Origin of the sequence: Umezawaea tangerina (assembly GCF_003002815.1) — a bacterium.
GTDB lineage: Bacteria > Actinomycetota > Actinomycetes > Mycobacteriales > Pseudonocardiaceae > Umezawaea > Umezawaea tangerina.
The window spans coordinates 138,176-159,784 of the sequence record NZ_PVTF01000006.1 but is presented as its reverse complement, the minus strand read 5'-3'; the positions used below and the strand labels follow the sequence as shown (position 1 = coordinate 159,784).

The following is a 21,609-nucleotide window of genomic DNA, read 5'->3' as shown; positions in this document are numbered from 1 at the left end:
CGGGGGCCTAAGCTACTCCGGTGTGAGCACACCGGGAGCGGGGCCGTCGATGGACCCCACCGAGTTCCAGCTCTGGGTCTCCCTGAACGAAGCGCGCGCCACGAACGACACCGGCGCCCGGACCGCGTTGCTGGAGGACCTGGTCGGCAGGGCCGACGACGCCGACGTGCCCAGGGTGTTGTTCCTGGCCCGCCGCGACCTGTCCGACGCCTACCGCCGCCGCGGCCACTGGGACCTGGTGTACCGGCTGCTGCGCGAGTGCCTCGCCGACCACGACCGGCGGCCGTGGCGCTTCACCGAGGAGGACGTGGCCACGCTGCTGCAGTGGTACGCCTGGCTCGTCGAGTGCATGGTGGACTTCCCCGACTTCGGCCTCGACGAGATCGACCGGGCGGTCGACGACGTGGAGCAGCGGTTCCTGGCCGCCGGACGCGATCCGCACGAGGTCCACTCGGTGCGCCGGGGCGTGGCCGCGCACCTCGGCGACTGGGAGGCGGCGGAGGCGGCCTTCCTGCGGTGGACCGCCACGGCCGCGGTCGACGAGGACGACCGGTGGCTCAGCGTCGTCGGGATCGAGCAGGCCCTGGCGCGCGGCGACGCCGAGTCGGTGTCGCGCGCGCACGCCCTGGCCGCGCCGATCCTCGCCGAGACCGCGGTCTCCGACGAGCCGACGGTGCTCGTGCGCTGCCTGATGTTGTTGCCCCTGGCCGAAGCGGGCCGGTGGGACGAGGCCGTGCTCGCGTACCGGCGGGTGCAGCGCGGCATGTCCGGCGAGGCGCACTCGCTGGAGAACCACGGCAGGCTCGTGGAGTTCTGCGCGCTCACCGGCAACGAGACCGCGGGCGTCGACCGGCTCGGCCCGATGAAGGGCTTCGAGTCGCGCAAGCGACCGCTGGCCACGATGGAGTACGCCACCTCGGTCGCCGTCCTCGCCGACGCCCTGGTCCGGGCCGGCCGCGGCGACACCCGCCTCGACCTCGGCGACGACCCGAACTCCGTGCCGTTCCACGAGGTCGCCCGCCGGATGCGCCGGGTCGCGCTGGAGCTGGCCGACCGCTTCGACCGCCGCAACGCCTCCACCGTGGTCAGCGACCGCGTCCGCACCCGCCTCGCCGCCCGCCCGCTCGCGGACTTCGTCCCGCTGAGCCCGACCAGCCGCCCACCTCTGCGCGCCCGCACCGACGGCCTGTCCGACACCGCCCTGCTCCACCTCGCCCGCCTCCACGACCTGCGCTGCGAACAGGACGAGGCCCGCGCCTGCCTGGCCGCCATCTCCGCCACCCCACCGGAACCGGTCGCCGCGGGCGTCGCCGAGCTGCGCGCGAAGTTCTTCCAGGACGACGACACCGAGGCCGTCCTCCGCCGCTGCGCCGAGGTCTACCGCCGCCACGGCGACGAGTGCTCAGCCCTGCTCACCCACTGCTGGCTCGGCCTGTGGATCGTCTACAAAGGACGGACCGACGAAGGTCTCGCCACCACCGCCGACGCCGTGGCGGCACTGCGTTCCACCGGCGACGACAGCGCCTGCGCCTGGGGCGAGCACTGGCTGGCCCACGTGCTCGCGGGCCAGGGCAGGCACCCCGAAGCCCGCGCGTCCCTGACCCGCGGCAAACAGCACGCCCGTGCCGCCGAGGACCTCCTCGCCCTGGGCTCCCTGCTGGACCTCGAAAGCGGCATCAGCCCCGACGGCGCCATCGACTCGGCCACCGCCGCCCTGACCGCCTTCATCGCCGCGGACGCACCCGAAAAGGCCCTGGAGTCGTTGGCCCGCCTCAGGAACACCTACGAACACCTCAACGACCTGGCTTCCTTCCAGTCCCTGGTCACCCGGCTCCTGGAGTCCCCACCACCCACCGGCTCCAACCGCCTCCACGGCCACCTCCGCTACCTCCGCGCCTGCGCCCTCATCGACGCGGGCCACCCGGCGGCCGCCGCCGACGACCTCAACGAAGCCATCGGCCAGGCCTCCTTGCGCGAAGGCGCCAGAGTCGAGCAGTGGTACCAATCCACCTACGCCAACCACGCCGCCGCCCGCTACGAGGACGCCGTCGACGCCGGCCTGGTCGCCGCCAACTGGCTGGACCACCTCCGCGACCACCCCCACGGCCTCGACACCGCCGACTGGTCCGACTGGGCCGACAACGCCCGCTACCTGGTCGCCGAAAGCTATCGCCACCTCGGCGACCACCAGGCCGCCCTCCGCGAACTCCGCAAACTGGCCACCAACCACGGCCCCTTGTCCGCCACCGCCTTCATCGCAGGCACCCACCTGCTCGACGAACTGGACCACCGCTAACCACCAACCGATCAACCGCCCAACGACGCCGAAAGCGAACACAAGTCGCCCAACGACGCTGGAACAAAAGACATACGCCCAGCTCGGCTGGAAGCGAGCACGCTCGTCCGCCGTGCGGTCGGCTTGACTTGGGGTTTTTGGGCTTAAACTTGCGGCGGCGGGCAGGCTCTACCACCTGCCCTTTTCGCCCGACGAAGCCCAAAAAAGGGGCCCCAAGTCAAGCCGACCGCACCCAGGTCCGCTGCAGCGACACCCCGTAGTCCACCGCAGCGACACCCCCGGAGACCTCGACACCCCCGGAGACCTCGACACCCCCGGAGACCTCGGCACCCACACCGCGGCAAGACAACACCGCACCACCCAACACCCCCGTCTCGATTGGCCCCCTCCCACCAGCCCATACCCCCCCCAATCCCCAACGCTTGACAGCCTCGAAGCCCAACTGTTGGACTGTCGCCTTGAAATTCTGGGGTTCAAGGCAACTTGTTTGAACAGGCGTGCGTCACCACACAGCGAGACGCGGTCGACGACCGCGGACCAGGATCGGCCGATGTGTGTCTGGTGGGCAGATGAGCTGGTCGTTTGGTGTTCTGGGGCCGCTGGAGGTGCGGTGTGGGGACCAGGGGCTCCTCATCGCCGCTCCCCAGCAGCGGCGGTTGCTGACCACTTTGCTGCTCAGCGCCGGCCAGGAGGTCTCGGTCGAGACCTTGCTCGCCGTGTTGTGGGAGGACGAGCCGCCCGCCAGTGGTCGCAAGGTCGTCCAGGTCTACGTCTCCCAGTTGCGCAGGCTCCTGGCCAGTGACGGCGGGGTGGTGTTGACCGGGTCGCGGCAGGGGTACCGGTTGGACATCCCGCCCGAGGCGCTGGACCTGCACGGTTTCCGCGACCTGGTGCGCCGGGCCACCGCCACGGCTGATCCGGTGGCCGCGGGCGCGTTGCTGCGCGAGGCGCTGGGGTTGTGGCGGGGTGACGCGGTGCCGGATCTGCGGCACACCGGTCGTGGGGGCAGGTTGGGCGCGGCGCTGGAGGAGGAGCGGCTCAGCGCGGTGGAGTACCGGGTCGACGCCGATCTGCGGGCGGGTCGGCACCGCGATCTCGTGCCGGAGCTGACCGCCCTGGTCGCCGACGAGCCGTTGCGCGAACGCTTGCGCGGTCAGCTGATGCTGGCGTTGCACCATTCCGGACGGCAGGCCGAGGCCCTTGCGGTGTTCGGCGAGGGGCAGCGGTTGCTGGCCGAGGAGCTGGGGCTCGATCCGGGGCAGGAGCTGCGGGCGCTGCACGCGGCGGTGCTGGCCGGTGACGCTCCTCCTGCGCCCGAGGCGGTGGCGGAGGAGAGGTTCGCGCCGCGCGAGCTGCCGGTGAACCCGGCGGTCTTCATGAACCGCGACCGCGAGCGCGAGATGCTGCTGGACCTGTTGGCGCGCGCCGACCGGGAGCCCGTGGTCGGTGCGGTGCACGGCCCCGGCGGCCGGGGGAAGTCCGCGCTGGTCCTGCGGGTCGCGCACCTCGCGGCCGGGCTGTTCCCGGACGGCCAGCTCTACGTGGACCTCCAGGGCTCGACGCCGGGCCGCGAACCGCTCGACGCCACGCACGTGCTCCAGCGCTTCCTGCGCGCGCTCGGCTCGCCGCCGCTGGCCGTGCCGTCGCAGCCCGCTGAAGCCGCCGCGCTGTACCGGTCGCTGCTGGCCGACCGCCGCGTCCTCGTGGTGCTGGACAACGCGGTCGACGCGAGCCAGGTCATCCCGCTGCTGCCCGCGGGCCCCGGTACCGCCGTCCTGGTCACGAGCAGGCGCATGCTGGCCACTGTGGACGGTCTGCACCTCGTGCTCGACCCGTTGGCGGAGAACGAGGCCGTCGGGCTGCTCGGCGCGGTGACCGGGCTGGTCACCGACGAGACGAGCAGACGGGCCGCGGCCGACGTGGCGCGCAACTGCGGCTACCTGCCGCTCGCGCTGCGCATCGCCGCCGCCCGGCTGCGCAGCAGACCGGACTGGACGCTGGCCTCGTTGGCCCACCGGCTCGACGACGAACGGCACCGGCTCGACGAGCTGCGATTCGACGACCTCGCGGTCCGCTCCAGCGTCCGGCTCAGCTACGACGAGCTGCTGCGCGACGGCTCCGCGCGCGGTCGGGCCGCCGCGCACGCGTTCCGGCTGCTGGGTCTGCTGGCGCTGCCGACGTTGCGGCTGCCGGTCGCGGCGGCACTGCTGGGGCTCGACCAGACGGAAGCCGAGCGCGCGATCGACCCGCTGGTGGACGCGGGCCTGGTGGAGGCCGAGACGTCCGGCCAGTACCGGATGCACGACCTGCTCCGGCTGTTCGCGATAGAGGAGGCCGAACGCGAGGAACCGGCGGGGGAGCGGTCCGCGGCGATCACCCGCGCGCTGCGGTACTACTGCCGCACGCTCGACGCCGTGCAGACCACGTTGCGGCCCTTGGACGTCGTGCACTCCTCGGCCGCGGGTCCGCCGGAACCGCACGGCGGCATCGAGGAGTGCCTGGCCTGGATGGCCGACGAGACGTCGAACCTGCTGGTGGCCGCCGCGCACGGCGCCGCCCGGCCGGAGACCGCGCTGCCCGCGCTGGAGATCGCCCGCATGCTCCAGGAGCACCTGTGGAAGCAGGACCAGCACGCGGAGATCGACGAGACCGGGCGCATCGCGGTCATCGCCTCCAAGCACGGGCTCGACGCGAACGCCGAGCACCTCGCGCTGGTCGTGCGGGCCGTCGCCGACCGCGGTGCGGGCCGCTACACCCAGGCGCGCGGGCGGTTCCACCGCGCGCTGGCGCTGTGCGAGGCCGACGGCGACGAGGTCGGCCGGGCCCGCGTGCTGGTCAGCCTCGGCGGGCTGCTCACCAACTACATGGGCCAGGCCGTGGAGGCGGTGCCGCACCTGGAGGAGGCGCTGGAGATCCTGCGCGCGCACGGCGCTCCGGGGACCACGGTCGGCACGCTGCACGTGCTGGCCCGCGCGCACCACCTCGCCGGTCGCACCGGGACGGCGCTGTCGCTGGCCGGTCACGCGCTCTCGCTGGCGCTGGCGAACGACGCCCCGCACAGCATCGCCATCTGCCTGGCGGACCTGGGGCTGCTCTACGGCGACCTCGGGGACCTCGACCGGGCGTTGGCGCACCTCGACGAGTGCATGGCCAGGGCGCGGGAGGTCGGCAACCGCGAGGACGAGTGGACGACGCTGCTCAGCCGGTCCGAGGTCCACCTGCGGCGCGGCGACGTGGACGCGGCGCTCGCGGACGCGCGGCGGTCGTTGACGATGACCAGCCAGCTCGGCAGCGCCTACGGTCGGGCGGCGGGGCACCGGCAGGTCGCCCGAGCGCTGCTGGCCACGGGACACCACGCGGAGGCGGAGGTGCACCGGACGGCCTCCCGGACCCTGTTCGACGGGGCCGACGTGCGGCTGCCCGTGTTCTTCGAGTCTTTCCTCGGCTACCTCGACCCCGTCCTGGTGGACTGACGGGGTCGTACCGCGGGCCGCCCCGGCATTGGGGTACCGGGGCGGCCGTCGGCCGCGGATCAGCCGCAGTGCTCGAAACCGCTGGTGTACGAGGAGCCGTCAGCGGAGCCGCCCCACTTCACGCAGGTGTCGGCGGCCTGCTTGCGGACCGGGCCGGCGTAGTAGCCGAAACTGCCGGAGTCCGTGACCCTCGCACTGCCCTGGACCTCGAGGAACGCCGAGGTCGCCGAGCCGGTGCCGAGCTTGGTGTGCTTCATCGTGACGACGCAGTTGTTGCCGTTGCTGGCGTTGTAGGTCAGGTAGACCCGACCTTTGGTGCTCAACGCCGCGGAGTCGACGACCTTGTAGCCGGAGCCGCACACCTCTTCGGCGTCGTAGGGGTTGTCGTCCCCGCCGCTGCCGCAGCTGTTGTTGCTCTTGTAGCTCTTCGAACCCCAGTAGAGGGCGGTGGTGCCGTTGAACTTGGCCTTCACGGCCGCGCCGTCCTGCCGCTCCTCGAAGTGCAGGTGCGGGCCGGTCGAGCCGCCGGTGCTGCCGACGTTGCCGATCGTCTGGCCGAGGGACACGCTCTGGCCGACCGACACCCGCTGCGCGGAGAGGTGGGCGTAGCGCGTGGTCCAGCCGCTGCCGTGGTTGATCTCGATCCACCGGCCGTAGCTGGTGGACCCCTCGTTCTCGACCCGGCTGACCGTGCCGGAGGCGGCCGCGACGACGGCGTCACCGTCGTCGTTCGCCCGGTTGAGGTCCACGGCGTTGGCGGGGCTGTGGTCGGAGCGGGTCTGCCCCTCCCACGTCTGTCCACAGGGGAACGGGAGCTGGAACGTGGGTGCCGCCGCCGCCACCCCCGTGCCGATGGTGAGGGCCCCGATGCCGACCAGCAGGCCTAGGCCCGCGGCCGCGAACTTGTTGAGCTTCATGCGTTTCTTGGTTTCCCTTCCCAGAGGTCCCGGCGATCGAGCCGGAACCGATCACTGCGCCGCGGCGGGGGTTCCCCGCCGGGTTGGCCGGTCAGGTGATGTAGCGGACGGCGTGCGCCATCCAGCTCGCCTGGCCGTAGGTGGAACGGATGTGGACGCTGCTCGCGTCGCGCGGCGGGGCGGCTTCGAGGACCTGGCCCCCGCCGAGGTAGAGCACCACGTGCGTCGTGGTGGTGCGGTCGTCGCCGTCGCCCCAGAAGATCAGGTCGCCGGGCAGCAGCGCGTCGAGCGACACGAAGTGCGCGCTCTTGTACTGCGCGGTGGTGTTGGCGCCGATGTCGATCCCGGCGCCCTTCCAGAACGCGTAGAGCGTGAGGCCCGAGCAGTCGAACCCGAAGCGGCCGTAGTCGTCGCCGTTGGCGGGGTCGCCGTCGGGGTAGTGGTGGATGCCGTAGGACGGCCCGCCCTTGCCGCCGCCGCCCCACGAGTACAGCAGCCCCTTGCCGAGCTGCGACTTCGCCGCGGCGATGACCCGGTCCACCTTCTGCTGGCGGGTACCCGTGGTCGGCCCCGCCGGGCCGGTGTTGCGGCCGTGGACCTCGGTCCCGGTGCCGGCGCGCAGCCCGTCGGTGTCGCACCGGGGCAGGCCCTCGACGAACCCGGTGATCCCGGTCTTCACGTACTCGTCGGGCACCCACAGGTTCGCCGTGGTGTGGTCCCAGATCACGCCGCCCGCCAGCGCCTGGCAGTCGACCGGCACCGCCTGGCCGGACCTGTACTTGTCCACGACCGCGCCCGGCGCGTTCGCGGCCTCGCCCTTGTTCTTGCGCCCGTTGAGGTCCGCCTTCGCCGGGTACGACTTCGGGATCGCGCACCTGCCCATGACCATGCCCGTGGAGTTCGTGTCCACGTAGGCGTCCGGCACCCACAGCCCGTCGTCGGTCAGGTCCCAGATGTCGCTCCCGCCGTAGCTCGGCCCGAGGTCCTGGCACACCAGCGCGACGCTGCTGCCCGCCGGGTACATGTCGGCGACCCGCTTCGCACCGACCGCCACGTCCGGGTCCTTGACGGTCCGACCGTCCAAAGTGGTCTTCACCGGGTAGCTCCGCGTCGCGGCGGCGGCGGTCCCGTTCCAGGCCACCATCCCGGATCCGACGAGGGTGACCCCGACCAGTCCGACGGCCGCGCGCCGCAGGACGTCCGCTGTGCGGGTCAGCACCGGATGTCCGTCTTGCCGAACTCCTGGCGCGAGTCGCTCGGCAGGGTGCCGATGGCGTGCGTGCAGACTGACAGCGTGTCGGCGCCGGACGACCAGGTCTCCACCTTGTTGTTGGTGCACCTCAGGTCCACGAGCGTGAACGGGCCGCTGGAACCGGTCGCGATGGAGGTGCACACCTCCCAGCTGCTGTGGTTGTTCCGGTACCCCTCCCACACGTAGGTGTACGCCCAGTTCTTCCCGCACCCCTTGAACTGCTTGACCGACGCCACGTTCGCGCCACCGACCGTCACGTGACCGGTGACCCCGATCTGCGTGACGGACGAACACGACGGGTTGGTCTCCGCACTCGCCGGTGCGCTGAAGACAAGACTCGCGCCGAGCCCCAGCGAGGCCGCGCCTGCCACGACTGCGGCTCGGCGGGCGATCGTGCCGATGGACATGTTGCTCCCCAGGAAAACCGTGACCGTCGAGCCGGTCCTCCGTCGTCCGGAGGTGCTCGACCTGACACGCAGATACTGGGAGGCCGGGGTATCGGAACGCCTAGGTGTCGGTAAACCGGCAGGTGGACAGCGCTTCACCCGAACCGGGGTGCATCGGGCGCGGGTGGGGCCCAGGATCAGGCGGGCGGGCGCTGGTCGACCACCCGGCGCATCTTGCCGACCGACCGCTCCAACGACTCCGGGTCCACCACCTCGACGTCCACGTTCACGCCGACGCCCTCCTTGACCCCGGAGCGGATCTCCGCGGCCGCGCCCCGCCGCCGGTCGGCCGAGGTGTCCGGCCGGGCCTCGACGAGCACGGTCAGGTGGTCCATCCGGTCCTTGCGGGTCAGCACCAGCTGGAAGTGCGGTGCCACGCCGTCGACCCGCAGGACGATCTCCTCGACCTGCGTCGGGAACAGGTTCACCCCGCGCAGGATGATCATGTCGTCCGTCCGCCCGGTGACCTTCTCCATCCGCCGGAACGCGGGCCGCGCCGTCCCCGGCAGCAGCTTCGTCAGGTCGCGGGTCCGGTACCGGATGATCGGCAGCGCCTCCTTGGTTAGCGAGGTGAACAGCAGCTCCCCGTCCTCGCCGTCGGGCAGCACGTCCCCGGTCTCCGGGTCCACCACCTCGGGCAGGAAGTGGTCCTCCCAGACGTGCAGCCCGTCCTTGGTCTCCACGCACTCCTGCGCGACGCCCGGCCCCATCACCTCGGACAGCCCGTAGATGTCCACCGCGTGCAGGCCTGCCCGCTCCTCGATCTCCACGCGCATCCGCTCGGTCCACGGCTCCGCGCCGAAGATCCCGACCTGCAGCGAGCTGGTCCTGGGGTCGACGCCCTGGCGCTCGAACTCGTCGAGCAGCGTCAGCATGTACGACGGCGTCACCATGATCACCTCGGGCTGGAAGTCCGTGATGATCTGCACCTGCCGGGCCGTCATCCCGCCCGACGCCGGGATGACCGTGGCGCCGAGCTTCTCGACCCCGTAGTGCGCCCCCAGCCCGCCCGTGAACAGCCCGTACCCGTACGCCACGTGGATCTTGTGCCCCGGCCTGCCGCCCGCCGCGTAGATCGACCGCGCCATCACCGTCGCCCACGTGTCGATGTCCTTGCCGGTGTACCCGACCACCGTCGGCTTCCCGGTCGTGCCGCTGGAGGCGTGGATGCGCCGCACGTCCTCCTGCGGCACCGCGAACATGCCGAACGGGTAGTTGTCCCGCAGGTCCTGCTTGGTCGTCGGCGGGAACCTCGCCAGGTCCGCCAGCTCCCGGCAGTCGTCCGGGTGCACCCCGGCCGCGTCGAAGCTCGCCCGGTAGAACGGCACGTTCTCGTAGGCGTGCCGCAGCGTCCACCTCAGCCGCTCCAGCTGCACCGCCCGCAGCTCGTCGACCCCCAGCCGCTCCACGTCGCTCAGCCCGTCCACCGCCGGGGCGTCCCCGAGCCGCACACCGTCGTGCCTGGTCGTCACTGGTGGGCTCCCCCGTCGTCGGGCGTTACTGACCGAATGGACGGTAATTAGCCCGCTGACCTCCGTCAAGGCCTCACCGCGGCGACACCGGGATGCTCAGCGCCCCCCGGATGTTGCGCGAGCGCCGTCGCACGACGGGCCCGCTGATGCGCAGGTCGGGGTAGCGCTGGAACAGCATCCGCATGCCGACGGCGGCCTCCAGCCTGGCCAGTCCGGCGCCGACGCAGTAGTGGATCCCGGAGGAGAACGACAGGTGGTCGCGGCTGTTCGGGCGGTCCAGGTCGAGCACGTCGGGGTGGGGGAAGACGTCCGGGTCGCGGTTGGCGCCGGCGAGCAGCAGGACGACGAGGGAGCCGGTGGGCAGGTCGACGCCCTCCAGGGTGAGCGGTTCGGTGGTCGCGCGGACGGTGTACTGCACCGAGGAGTCCCAGCGCAGGACCTCCTCGACGGCGTTCTCGGCCGACTCCGGCGAGGTGATCACCCGCTCGCGGGCCCCTGGGTGCGTGAGCAGCGCCAACCCGGCGTTGCCGATCAGGTTCAGCGTGGTCTCGTACCCGGCCATCATCAGCAGCTCGCACGTCGCCAGCAGGTCCTCGCGGAGGAACTCGTCCGAGTCCGACTGCGCCCTGATCACGCTGCTGACCAGGTCGTCGCCGAGGTTGCGCCGCCGTCCGTCGACCAGGTCGACGAAGAACGCCTCCAGGTCGACCAGCGCGGCGCGGACGCGGGCGAGCTCGGCGGCGGACCGGATGCCGTCGAGGGTCGCGCCGAGCACAGTGCCCCAGCGGATGAACCGCGCGTAGTCGATCTCGGGGATGCCGAACATCTCGCAGATGATCCGGATCGGGATGCGGGAGGCGAAGTCGTCCATCAGCTCCCACTGGTCGCGGCCCTCGACCTCGTCCAGGAACTCCCCGACGACCTTCTCCACCAACGGCGTCAGGTCGCGCAGCGCGCGGGGGGTGAACCAAGGCGCCACGGTGCGGCGCAGCCGGGTGTGCCGGGGCGGGTCGAGGGCGATGAACGAGTCGTCGACCGGGTGGATGGGCCGCTTGCCCCAGGTGTCGAGCAGCAGCTTCTTCATGTCCATCAGCGACGCCCGCGTGTCCACGCCGAACCGCGGGTCGCGCAGCACCGAGTCGCTGACCCGGTGCGACGCCGACACGTACATGCCCAGCCCGCTGCGGCTCAGGTCCCCGAGCGACCGGGCGTGCTCGTAGAACGGGTACGGGTCGGTGTCGCGGCCCGCGGTGAGGATCCGGGCCATCGGGTCGCCGCGCCACGCGAGCGGCTTGGTCACCGCCTTGAACCCCAGCAGCATGGCGCGCAGGCGCAGGGACTGCGCGAACGACGTGGTCATCGGTGGCCTCCGGGTGATGCGGCTTTCGCGAACACGAGGTCGAGCAGGGAGTCGGGGAGCAGCCGGTACAGCACGCTGCCCGCGCGGGCGTCCGGGCCGACCTGGTAGCGGGACCTCGGGCGGCGCGCGTCGAGCGCCCGCGCCACGGTCCTGGCGAAGTCGTCCGGCATGGTCCCGCTGCGCCGCGCGCGCTTGTCGTTGGTGGCCAGGAAGTGCCGGAACGGCACCCGGTAGAGGTCGGCGACGTCCGCGTCGGCGGTGTCGAGCAGGTCGTCGCCCTGCGCGGCGAGCTTGGTCCAGATCGGCGTCATGATCGCGCCGGGCTGCACGACCGACACCGCCACGCCGAACGGCCGCAGCTCGCGCCGCAGCGCGTCGCTGAGCCCTTCCTTGGCGAACTGGGACGCCGCGTACGCGCCGAGGTAGGGCGAGGCGATCCGGCCGAGGCCGGAGCTGACGTTGACGACCCGCCCGGAGGCCTCCCGCAGCAGCGGCAGGAACGCGCTCGTCACGGTCGCCGCGCCCACCACGTTGATCTCCAGCTGGTCGCGCAGCCGTTGCGGGCTCAGGCATTCCACCGGCCCCGGCACGCACACGCCCGCGTTGTTGACCAGTCCCCACAGCTCGTGGCCGACGGTCTTCACCGCCGCCCGCACGGTCGCCTGGTCGGTCACGTCCAGCAGGACCGGGCGCAGCCTGCCGGAGGTCGAGGCGGCGACCAGGATGTCGCCGTCGGACTCGCGCCGGACCCCGGCGAACACCTGGTAGCCGAGCCGGTCCAGGTGCAGGGCGCACGCCTTGCCGAGCCCGGACGACGCCCCGGTGACGACGACCGACCGGTCGTCCGGTGAGATCCTCACGACGTCCCCTCCAGTGCCGAGAGCAGGATGTCGACGCTGGCGGTGGCGATGCGCTCGGCGCGCTCGGTCGGCACCGCGTCGTCGACGTAGGAGAAGTTCCACGACAGCTGGTCGTGGCTGGTGTTGACGGTCGCCACGAGGTAGCCGCTGATCGACGGTCCCGCGACGAACTGCGCCTCCGACAGCCGCCACGGCCCGATCGCGTCGGGGAAGTGGTAGCGGCCGATGTTGGACAGGCACAGGTTCCCCGGCCCCTGCGCCTCGACCAGCTCGCGGAACGAGGCGCTGCCGGGGACGTCGTCGGGGCAGACCCAGCGCAGCAGGTTGATCACGGCGAAGTGGTCGCCGCGCCGCTTGCGCCGGGCCACGTCCCGGCTGACCGCCCTCGCCATGTCCCAGAACGGTTCCCCCGGTTCGTAGTCGACGAACGACGGCACGGTCGCGATGTACGCGCCCACGTCGCGGTTGGACACCGGTTGGGCCAGCTCGCCGCGGAAGTCGACGGGGGAGCCGATCGCGAACGCGCACCGCTTGGCCACCCGCGCGTCCCGCGCGACCGCGGTGACCATGGCCGCGGCGAGCGCGCCGTGCACCGTCGCGCCCTCCCGCTTGCACGACCGCGACAGCGCGTCGAGCCGCGCGAAGTCCAGCGCCCGGTGCACGAACCGCGACCGCCGCCGCTCGTCGGGCACGACCTCGGTGGGCACCAGGCGGCGCAACGTGTTGCGCCGCAACCGCCGCTGGTCGGGCAGCACGCGCGAGGCGATGCCCAGCGCGCCGCCCAGTGCCCGCTGCCTGGCCGGGAACATGTCCTCCGGCGCGGGCAGCGGCGCCAGCGGGACGGCGGACCCCGGCTCGGCCGCGAACTCCAGCAGCTCCCGCAGCAGCGCCAGCGCGGTGACCGCGTCGGAGACGCAGTGCGACACCGTGAGGAGCAGGTCGTGCGTGTCGTCGCCGTGGTCGAGCAGGACCGCGCGGCACAGCGGACCGGTGGCCACGTCGACGCGGTCGACCAGCTCGCGCTCGTCGACCTCGTGCTCCCAGCGGGTGTCCCCGTCGACGACCCGCAGCGGGATGGGGATTCCGGTGGTGGCGACGAACTCGGGGTTCGCGTCCGCCGCGTCGGCGACGATCGTGGTGCGCAGCAACGGGTGTCGGCCCTGCACCGCGTCGAGCCCGGCGCGGACCGCTCGCGGCGACAGCGGTCCGCGGACCCGGACGCGGGCGACGACGTTGAGCGGCGAGAGCCGGTCGGCGATCCAGTACCACCGCTCGACCGGGCTCAGCGGCCGGTTGACCTCGGTCACGTGCTCCTCGTTCCTGTCGTGGCGGGGAAGGTCATGGCGGACGCGTTCTGCCGGTGCAGCAGCGGTTCCGGCATCCACCGGAACGCCGCGTCGCGCACGAGCCGCGCCCACGGTCGTTCGGCCTGCTCGAAGCGGCTCAGCGCGCGGGAGGTCCGGACCATCCGCCGGGTGCGCGCCCGGCGCTCGTCCTCGTAGCGCCGCAACGCCTGCCGCGGGTCGGTGGCGCCTGCCAGGCAGCGGGCGAGCACCACGCCGTCCTCGACGGCCATCCCGGCGCCCTGGCCCAGGCTCGTCAGCATCGGGTGCGCGGCGTCGCCGAGCAGCGTCACCGGGCCGTCGCCCCACGTCCGCAGGAACGGCCGGTCGCGCGCGGCCAGTCCGACGATCGCCTCCACGGGGGTGGCCTCGACCGCGGCGCGCACCTCGTCGGCCCACCCGTCGCACGCGCGCAGGACCTGCTCCTTGGTGCCGTCCCAGGTGGTGTTGTTCCTGGTGCCCCACCAGTAGGCGCGGCCGTGCCCGATGTCGACGAGCCCGAACCGGCTGCCGCGCCCCCAGTAGTGCGCCACGTGCCCGGCGGGCAACGCCTTGTGCGCGAACGGGATCGTCGCGAGCCAGCACGCGTACCCCGCGTCACGGGGCGTCTCCGGCCCGACGAGCTGCCCGCGCACCGCCGAGTGGAACCCGTCCGCCCCGATCAGCACGTCGCCGCGGGCCACCCGGCCGTCGGCGAAGTCCACCCGCACGCCGTCGCCGTCGGCGGTGAACCCGGTCGCCACGGCGCCGACCGCGATCGGGCAGTCGCCCGCGGCCTCCAGCAGCGCCTGCTGGAGGTCGGCCCGGTGCACGCACACGCTGGGCGCGCCGAGCCGGTCGCCGATCGACCTCACCGGCACCGCCCTGATCGGACGGCCGTCGAAAGTGTTGAGGTGGAACGACTCGATGGCCCGGCCGCGGTCCTCCAGCGCCAGCTCGACGCCGTGCCCGCGCAGCGCCGCGACGGCGTTGCTCATGATCGACAGCCCGGTGCCCTCGACCCGCGGCTCGGGCGACCGCTCGTACACCTCGACGTCGATCCCGACGCGGCGCAGGGCGACGGCGGCGACCAGCCCGCCGATGCCCGCGCCGACGACGACCACCCTGGTCACCGGTCCTCGCCCTCGATGAGCTCGGACAGGGCGTTAGCGACCTCGCGCACGTGGGGCTCCTCCATCATCTCCAGGTGGTCGCCCGGCACGTCCACGACGTCGAGGCGGCCGCCGACCAGGCCACCCCACCCGTTGGCGGGGTCGCGGTGCAGGCTGCGGGCGGCGTCGTGCGCCGGTTCGAGCAGGCCGGGCAGCGCGGCGGTGGCGCGGATGAGCGCGACGTCCTCGGCCAGCACGTCCGGCCGGTAGTCCAGCACCGCCCGCCAGTTCGCCGCGAACACCCCGAACAGCCGCCGCACCACCGCCGCCGGGCTGCCCGGCGGCAGCACACCCGCGTCGACCGCCAGCCGGGCCGCGTGGTCGAACCGGTCGTTCTCGGGCAGCCGCGGAACGTCGTCGCCGCGCAGCAGCTCCCACAGGAACCAGGTCAGCAGCACGTCGTCGGACACCTCGTCGCGCGGACCCGGTGCCAGCGCGATGGTGTCGATCAGCACCAGCCGTTCGACCTCGTCGCCCTCCGCGCGGATCAACCGGGCCATCTCCACGGCCACGAACCCGCCGAAAGACCAGCCCGCGACGAGGTACGGCCCGGTGGGCCGCACCCGGCGGATCGCGTCGAGGTAGCCGCGGGCCAGCTCCTCCACCGTCCGCAACGGCTCGGTGCCCGGCTCGCTCCCGGCCGCCTGCAACGCGTACAGCGGCCGGTCGCCGGGCAGGTGCCGGGCCAACGGCAGGTAGCACAGGACGTTCCCGCCGATCGGGTGCACCAGGAACACCGGGTTCCCGCTCCCGTGCTCCCGGATCGGCACCAGCGGGTCGAAGTGCGCGGTGGCGTGGTCGGACCGCAGGCGCTCGGCCAGGCCCGCCGCCGTCGGCGCGGTGACGAACGCGGACAGCGGGATGTGCACGCCGTAGCGCTTCTCCAGCACCACGACCAGCCGCATCGCCGTCAACGACGTGCCGCCCAGCGCGAAGAAGTCGTCGTGCACCCCCAGTTCCGGCACGCCCACCAGCTCGGCGAGCACCTCGACCAGTGCCCGCTCGTACTCGTCGCGCGGCGGCGCGGACGCGGTCGTGACGGCCGCTGTCGGTACGATCCGCCGCAGCGCCGCGTCGTCGCGCTTCCCGCTCGGCGTCCACGGCAGGCTCGGCAGCCACTCGAAGTGCGACGGCACCAGGTGTTCCGGCAGCGCGGCCCGCAGCGCCGTCCGCAGCTCCTCGGCGTCACCGGGCTCGCCGACCAGGAACGCCACCAGCTGCGCCTCGCCGTTCTCCCGCCGCCGCGCCACCACGGCCACCTCGTGCACGCCGAGCGCGGTGATCGCCAGCTCGACCTCGGCCGGTTCGACCCGGTAGCCCCGGATCTTGAGCTGGGTGTCCCGCCGCCCCAGGCAGACCAGGTCGCCGTCGGGCAGTCGCAGGCCGAGGTCGCCGGTGCGGTACAGGCGCTCGCCGTCGACGTGCACGAACCGGTCGGCGGTCAGCTCCGGCCGGTCGTGGTACCCGACGGCCAGGCCCTCGCCGCCGATGTGGATCTCGCCGCGGACGCCGACCGGGACCGGCCGCGACCGCTCGTCGAGCAGCAGCACCCGCAGCCCGTCGAACGGCCTGCCGATCGGGGGCAGCGCGGGGAAGTCCCACGGGTTCCCCGACATCGTGAACGTCGTCGCCACGTGCGTCTCGGTCGGCCCGTACTGGTTCTCCAGCAGCAGCCCCGGAACGGACGCGCAGAACCGCCGGATCTCGTCGGTCACCCGCAGCTGCTCGCCGGAGGAGACCACCGCCCGCAGGGCGCGCGGTGCCACGCCGAGCGCGTCCGCGGCCTCGGCGAGCTGCTGGAGCGCCACGTACGGCAGGAAGATCCGCTCGACCCGCGCGCTGTCCACCAGGCGCAGCAACGACACCGGGTCGCGCCGGTCCGCGTCGGACACCAGCACCAGCGCGCCGCCGCCGCACAGCGTGGAGAAGACCTCCTGGAACGACACGTCGAACCCGATCGGCGCGTACTGCAGCGTCCGGCCGCCGACGACACCGGTCGCGGACCTGTTCTGGCCCTCCACCACGTTCGCCAGCGCCCGGTGCGGCATCACCACCCCGTTCGGCGTTCCGGTCGACCCCGAGGTGAACAGGACGTAGGCGGCGTCGTCCGGTGACACCCCCAGTGCCACCGGCTCCCCGTCGCCCGTCAGCAGCACCTCGGGGTCGAGCACGACCGCCGGGTCGGCGATGAGCCCGGCGTGTCCTTTGTGGACGATGACGCGGAACGGTCGGACGTCCTCCACCACGGCGGCGATCCGGGCCGCCGGGTAGCCGGTGTCCAGCGGCACGCACGCGCCACCGGCCTTCGCGATCCCCAGCAGCACGGCGACCAGCTCGAACGACCGGTCCACCGCCACGCCGATCCGGGCGCCGCGGGGGGCGCCCCGCGCCACCAGGTTGCGGGCCACCCGGTTCGCCGCCCGGTCCAGCTCGCGGTAGGTCCAGGTGTCCTCGCCGAACACCAGCGCGACGGCCTCGGGCGCCTGCGCCACCCGCCGTTCGAACTCGCGCACCACGTGCGGCGGCTCCTCGGTCGCCAGGAACCCGAAGTCGACCGGCTCGTCCGGCCGGTCGACGACCCTGGCCAGCAGGTCGATGTACGCGCGGGCCAGCAGCTCGGCCTGGTCGGCGGTGAACCGCGGCGCCTCGCAGTCGACCCGCACCCGGATCCGCTGGTCGGTGGGGTCGACGAACGCGGTCACCACCAGCGCGAAGTTGGTCTCCTCCCAGACCTCGAACCCGAGCAGCTCCACGTCCGGCAGCGCCAGCACGGGTTCGACGACGTGCAGGTGCACGTGGTTGAACGCGGTCTCCAGCACCGGTCCGCCGTGGTCGCGCCGGATCTCGCTGATCGGGAAGTGCCGGTGCGGGTGCCCGGCGACCTCCTGCCGGTGCACCTCGCGCACGACATCCAGCCACGTGCCGGGCGTGCCGTCGAGGCGCACCGGGAGGGTGTTGAGGAACAGCCCGGCCGTCCGGTCCGCGCCCGCCTCCTCCGGCCGGGCGTGCGCGACCAACCCGGTCACCAGGTCGTCCTGCCCGCAGAACATCCGCAGCACCAGGCAGTGCGCGGCGAACAGCACCGACTTCACCGGGACGCCGTGCTCGCGGGCGAACGCGCGCAGCCGCTTGTCCAGGCCGGTGGGCAGGGACGCCGAGCGCACGACGAGGTCGCGGCCGCCGGGTGCCGCGTGCGCGCCGAACCCGGTCGGCAGCGCGGGTGTGGCGCCCTCCAGCAGCTTCCGCCAGTACTCGCGCGGCACCTCCGAGGCGAGCGCCCGGCGTTCGTCGAGCACGTGCCGCGCGGCCGACGGCGGCGGGTCGGCGGGCACCGGGCCGATGCCGGACCCGGTGGCGTGCAGGTAGTCCTGGAGCAGCTCGCGGACCAGGCTCGCCACGCTCCAGCCGTCCAGGATCGCGTGGTGGAAGCTCAGCACGAGGTCCACCCGGTCGTCGGTGAGGACGTGCGCGCGGAACAGGTACAGCGGCGGCCGGTCGAACTCGTAGTCGTGGAACCGCCGGTCCTCGACGTGCTTGCGCACCTCCACCTCGGCCTCGGCGGGGTCGACCGCGCGCAGGTCCACGACGTCCAGCCCGCCGTCCACCTCGGCGCGCACGACCTGCAACGGCGTCCCGGCGAGCTCGAACGACGACCGCAGCACCGGGTGCCGGGCGACCAGCGCGGCGAACGCGCGCCGGAACTCCGCGCCGTGCCAGCGGATTCCCAGCGTGTAGCGGAAGACGTCGTGGTACACGGCCGACTTCTCGTGCGCGCGGCTGTGGTAGAGCAGGCCGAGCTGCAACGCCGTGACGGGGTGGGCGTCCACGGCCCCGGCCAGCCCGGCCCGGTCCACGGCGGGCACGAGGTCGAACGGCGCCAGGTCCACGACGTCGTGGCCCGCGGTGACCTGCGTCGCGAGCGCGGCCACGGTCGGGTGCGCGACCAGGTCGGACAGGCTGAAGTGCAGGCCCCGCTTCGCCGCCTCCGCGCGGATCCGCAACGACAGGATCGAGTCGCCGCCGAGCGAGGCGTAGTCGGTGTGCACGCCCACCGACGGCACGCCGAGCACTTCGGCCCACACCGCCACCAGCGCCGCCTCCACCGCCGTGGTCGGCGGGTCGTCCACGGTCTGGTGCGTCGGGTCGGGCAGCGCGGCCCGGTCGGCCTTCCCGTTGGGCGTCAACGGGATCCGGTCGATCCGCACCAGGTGCGCGGGGACCATGAAGTCCGGCAGCGCCTTCGCGAGGTGCTCCCGCGCGTGGTCGACGTCCTGGTCGGCCACGTAGTACCCGACCAGCCGCGCGCCGTGCGCCGTCCACCGGTCCACGACCACCGCGTCGCGCACGCCGGGGCAGGACGCGAGCCGGTCGCGCACCTCGCCGAGCTCGACCCGGTTGCCGCGGATCTTCACCTGCCCGTCCCCGCGGCCCAGGTACTCCAGGGTCCCGTCGGCCAGCCACCGCGCGACGTCGCCGGTGCGGTACATCCGCCGTCCGGGCGCGAACGGGTCGGCCACGAACCTGGTCGCGGTCAGCGCGGGCCGGTCCAGGTAGCCCCGCGCCACGCCGATCCCGGACACGCACAGCTCACCCGGAGCGCCCGCGGGCTGCGGGAACCCGTAGCGGTCCAGCACGTACAGCCGGATGTTGTCGATCGCCCTGCCGATCGGGACGCGCGGACCGGGCACGCAGTCGTGGAACGACACGTCGACCGTCGCCTCGGTCGGCCCGTAGAGGTTGACCAGCCGCGCGCCGCCGAGCACCCGGTAGAACCGCTCGACCAGCGCGGGCGACAGCGCCTCACCGCTGCAGAACACCCGCCGCAGCGACCTCGCGCGCGCCGGGTCGGCCTCCACCTGGTCCAGGAACGGCCCGAGCATCGACGGCACGAAGTGCACCACCGTGACCCCGTGCCGGTCGACGGCCCGCAGCACGGCGAGCGGGTCCTTCTCCCCACCCGGCTCCAGCAGCGCCAGCCGGGCCCCCGCCAGCGCCCACCAGAACAGCTCCCACACCGACACGTCGAACGACACCGGTGTCTTCTGCAGCAGCACGTCGTGCTCGTCGAGCGGGTACCGCCGCTGCATCCACTCCAGCCGGTTCACCACCGACCGGTGCTCGACGGCCACGCCCTTCGGCCGCCCGGTCGAGCCGGACGTGTAGATCACGTAGGCCAGTCCGCCGGGGTCGGTCGCCACGCCGTCGCAGGTGCCGGTGAGGTCGTCCACCCGCCGCACCAGCGGCCCGTCGAGCGAGGTCGGGCCGTCCACCAGCACGACCTTCGCCCCGCTGTCGGCCAGCATGAACCGCAGCCGGTCCTCCGGGTAGCCGCGGTCGAGCGGCACGTACGCCGCACCCGCCTTGAGGATGCCCAGCAGCGCCACGAGCAGCGGTCGCCCCCGGTTGAGCAGCACGGCCACCCGGTCGTCCCGCCCGACCCCGGTGGCGCGCAGCCCGGCGGCGACCCGGTCGGCCCGCACGTCCAGCTCCGCGTAGGTCATCGGGGAGTCGCCGAGGACCGCGGTCCGACCGGGCTCCCGCGCGACCTGCTCGGAGATCAGCTCGTGCAGGGTGCGGTCGTCGACCGGCACCGAGGGCGCGTCGGCGTCCACGAGCCGGTCGCGCTCGGCCGAGGTGAGCATCGGCAGCGCGGCCAGCACCGGCTCCGGCTCGGCGAGGCCGCCCACCAGCAGCGCGTACACGTGCCGGGCCATCGCCTCGACCGGGAAGTCCGCGTCGAACACGTCGCACGCGTAGTCCAGGTCCACCACCACGTCGGCGGTGTCGTCGAACTCGGTCAGCACGACGGCAAGTGCGTCCTGGTCGTGCGAGTGCCCGACCCCGGCCATGTCGCGGGCGACGCCGGGGATCGCCGCGCGACCGGGGTAGCGCATGTAGGAGACGGTCACGTCGAACAGCTGCCGCGGCGAACCGGCGGGCAGCGCGCGCAGCAGGTCGCCCAGCGACAGCCGGTCGCGCCGCTTGAGCCCGTAAGTCCTGGTTCGGACCTCCGTAGCCAAATCCCGAAGCGTCCGGTCGCCCGGCACGGGCAGGCGCAGCGGCAGGGTGCTCGCGAACTGGCCCACGGTCTGCTTGTCGGCGAACGTCCGCCGGTTGAGCGAGGGCACGCCGAGCACCACCTCGTCGGCGCCGTGCACCCGTGCCAGGTAGGCCGCGAACGCCGCCGTGACCGCGGTGAACGGCGAGTGGCCGCCCGCGCGGATCCGGTCGATGAGCGCGCCGGGCAGCACGAACCTGTGCCGGGCGGTGGTCCGGGCGCCGCTCATCGCCTTGCGGGGGAACAGGACCGGTTCGACGCCCGCGAGGAAGCCCCGGTAGAAGTCGCGGTCCGCCTCGAAGTCCGCCGACTCCCGGTAGCGGCACTCGCGGTCGACGAACGGCAGGTAGGAGCGGGTGGGGAAGGTGAGCGGCTCACCGGTGCGCACGACGTGGGAGTAGTCGTCGAGCACCTGGCAGAGCGCCTGGTGCAGGGCCCAGCCGTCGGCCACGACGTGGTGCGCGGCGATGCACACGTGCACCGCGGCGGTGCCCTCGACCAGCAGCGCTGCCCGCACCACGGGCCCACCGCGCAGCGGGAACGGCCGGTGGAACACGGCGTCGACCCACGCGTCGCACGCGTCCCGGTCGGCCAGCTCCACGACCTCCGCGGGCGCAGGCTCGGGGTCCGGCCACTGGTGCGGCACGCCGTCGTGCTCGTCGAAGCGCAGCCGCAGGGCGTCGTTGCGGTCCAGCGCGCGTGCCAGGCACGCACGCAGCACGGCGACGTCGACGTCCCCGGTGAGCCGGTCCAGGGCGATGGAGTTGTGCTGCGCGAGGTGCGGCAGGTGCGAGGCCGCCGCCCAGATGTCGCGCTGGGCCGCGGTCAGCGGAATGCGTGCGGAACGGGTCACGGTGCGTCCCCTGTTTCGTTGCCCTGTGTCCTGCCGCTTTGTCTAGTGCCCTTTCGTTGTTCGATGTCGACGTCTGGACGGTGTACGACAACGTCTGGACAATGGGCGCGAAATCTGGGGATGGTGCA

At 73.1% G+C, this 21,609-nt stretch carries 11 protein-coding genes; 2 read left to right on the top strand and 9 right to left on the bottom strand.

Features of this window, described 5'->3' with window-relative positions; genetic code table 11:
• Positions 1 to 22 precede the first annotated feature (22 nt).
• The gene (locus CLV43_RS21055; protein WP_146174837.1) at positions 23 to 2,296 is read left to right on the top strand and encodes a hypothetical protein; all 2,274 of its coding nucleotides are present in this window, start codon (positions 23 to 25) and stop codon (positions 2,294 to 2,296) included.
• A gap of 569 nt (positions 2,297 to 2,865) precedes the next feature.
• Positions 2,866 to 5,769 (top strand): AfsR/SARP family transcriptional regulator, encoded by a 2,904-nt coding sequence (locus tag CLV43_RS21050; protein ID WP_106188963.1) that lies wholly within the window; start codon positions 2,866 to 2,868, stop codon positions 5,767 to 5,769.
• A 59-nt stretch (positions 5,770 to 5,828) separates the two neighbouring features.
• Here CLV43_RS21050 and CLV43_RS21045 read toward each other — a convergent pair whose 3' ends face one another.
• The 9 genes from CLV43_RS21045 to CLV43_RS21005 all read right to left on the bottom strand — a co-directional run bounded on the left by CLV43_RS21045 (position 5,829) and on the right by CLV43_RS21005 (position 21,481).
• Positions 5,829 to 6,686, bottom strand: a complete 858-nt coding sequence (locus tag CLV43_RS21045; protein ID WP_106188962.1) for a M23 family metallopeptidase — start codon at positions 6,684 to 6,686, stop codon at positions 5,829 to 5,831.
• A gap of 91 nt (positions 6,687 to 6,777) precedes the next feature.
• Positions 6,778 to 7,905: a C40 family peptidase gene (locus tag CLV43_RS21040; RefSeq protein ID WP_106188961.1), complete on the bottom strand. Its 1,128-nt coding sequence runs from the start codon at positions 7,903 to 7,905 to the stop codon at positions 6,778 to 6,780.
• Positions 7,899 to 8,345, bottom strand: a complete 447-nt coding sequence (locus CLV43_RS21035) for a hypothetical protein (protein ID WP_106188960.1) — start codon at positions 8,343 to 8,345, stop codon at positions 7,899 to 7,901. The genes CLV43_RS21040 and CLV43_RS21035 overlap by 7 nt, the downstream gene beginning before the upstream one ends.
• 176 nt (positions 8,346 to 8,521) lie before the next feature.
• On the bottom strand, positions 8,522 to 9,856 hold the full coding sequence (gene paaK / locus CLV43_RS21030; protein ID WP_106188959.1) for a phenylacetate--CoA ligase PaaK: 1,335 nt from the start codon (positions 9,854 to 9,856) through the stop codon (positions 8,522 to 8,524).
• 73 nt (positions 9,857 to 9,929) lie between these two features.
• A complete protein-coding gene (locus tag CLV43_RS21025) occupies positions 9,930 to 11,216 on the bottom strand; it encodes a cytochrome P450 (protein WP_106188958.1) in 1,287 nt (428 codons plus the stop codon).
• Positions 11,213 to 12,076, bottom strand: coding sequence for an SDR family oxidoreductase (locus CLV43_RS21020; protein WP_211304458.1), 864 nt, complete (start codon positions 12,074 to 12,076; stop codon positions 11,213 to 11,215). Before CLV43_RS21020 ends, CLV43_RS21025 begins: the two co-directional genes overlap by 4 nt.
• Complete coding sequence (locus CLV43_RS21015; protein WP_170155939.1) at positions 12,073 to 13,383, bottom strand: condensation domain-containing protein; 1,311 nt, start codon at positions 13,381 to 13,383, stop codon at positions 12,073 to 12,075. The genes CLV43_RS21020 and CLV43_RS21015 overlap by 4 nt, the downstream gene beginning before the upstream one ends.
• A complete protein-coding gene (locus CLV43_RS21010; RefSeq protein WP_106188956.1) occupies positions 13,380 to 14,531 on the bottom strand; it encodes an FAD-dependent monooxygenase in 1,152 nt (383 codons plus the stop codon). The genes CLV43_RS21015 and CLV43_RS21010 overlap by 4 nt, the downstream gene beginning before the upstream one ends.
• The gene (locus CLV43_RS21005) at positions 14,528 to 21,481 is read right to left on the bottom strand and encodes an amino acid adenylation domain-containing protein (protein ID WP_106188955.1); all 6,954 of its coding nucleotides are present in this window, start codon (positions 21,479 to 21,481) and stop codon (positions 14,528 to 14,530) included. Before CLV43_RS21005 ends, CLV43_RS21010 begins: the two co-directional genes overlap by 4 nt.
• Positions 21,482 to 21,609 lie beyond the last annotated feature (128 nt).

Excerpts from the sequence above, each read along its gene's own strand:
- CLV43_RS21050 (WP_106188963.1), top strand. The coding sequence starts at position 2,866 with ATGAGCTGGTCGTTTGGTGTTCTGGGGCCGCTGGAGGTGCGGTGTGGG.
- CLV43_RS21045 (WP_106188962.1), bottom strand. The coding sequence starts at position 6,686 with ATGAAGCTCAACAAGTTCGCGGCCGCGGGCCTAGGCCTGCTGGTCGGC.
- CLV43_RS21035 (WP_106188960.1), bottom strand. The coding sequence starts at position 8,345 with ATGTCCATCGGCACGATCGCCCGCCGAGCCGCAGTCGTGGCAGGCGCG.
- CLV43_RS21025 (WP_106188958.1), bottom strand. The coding sequence starts at position 11,216 with ATGACCACGTCGTTCGCGCAGTCCCTGCGCCTGCGCGCCATGCTGCTG.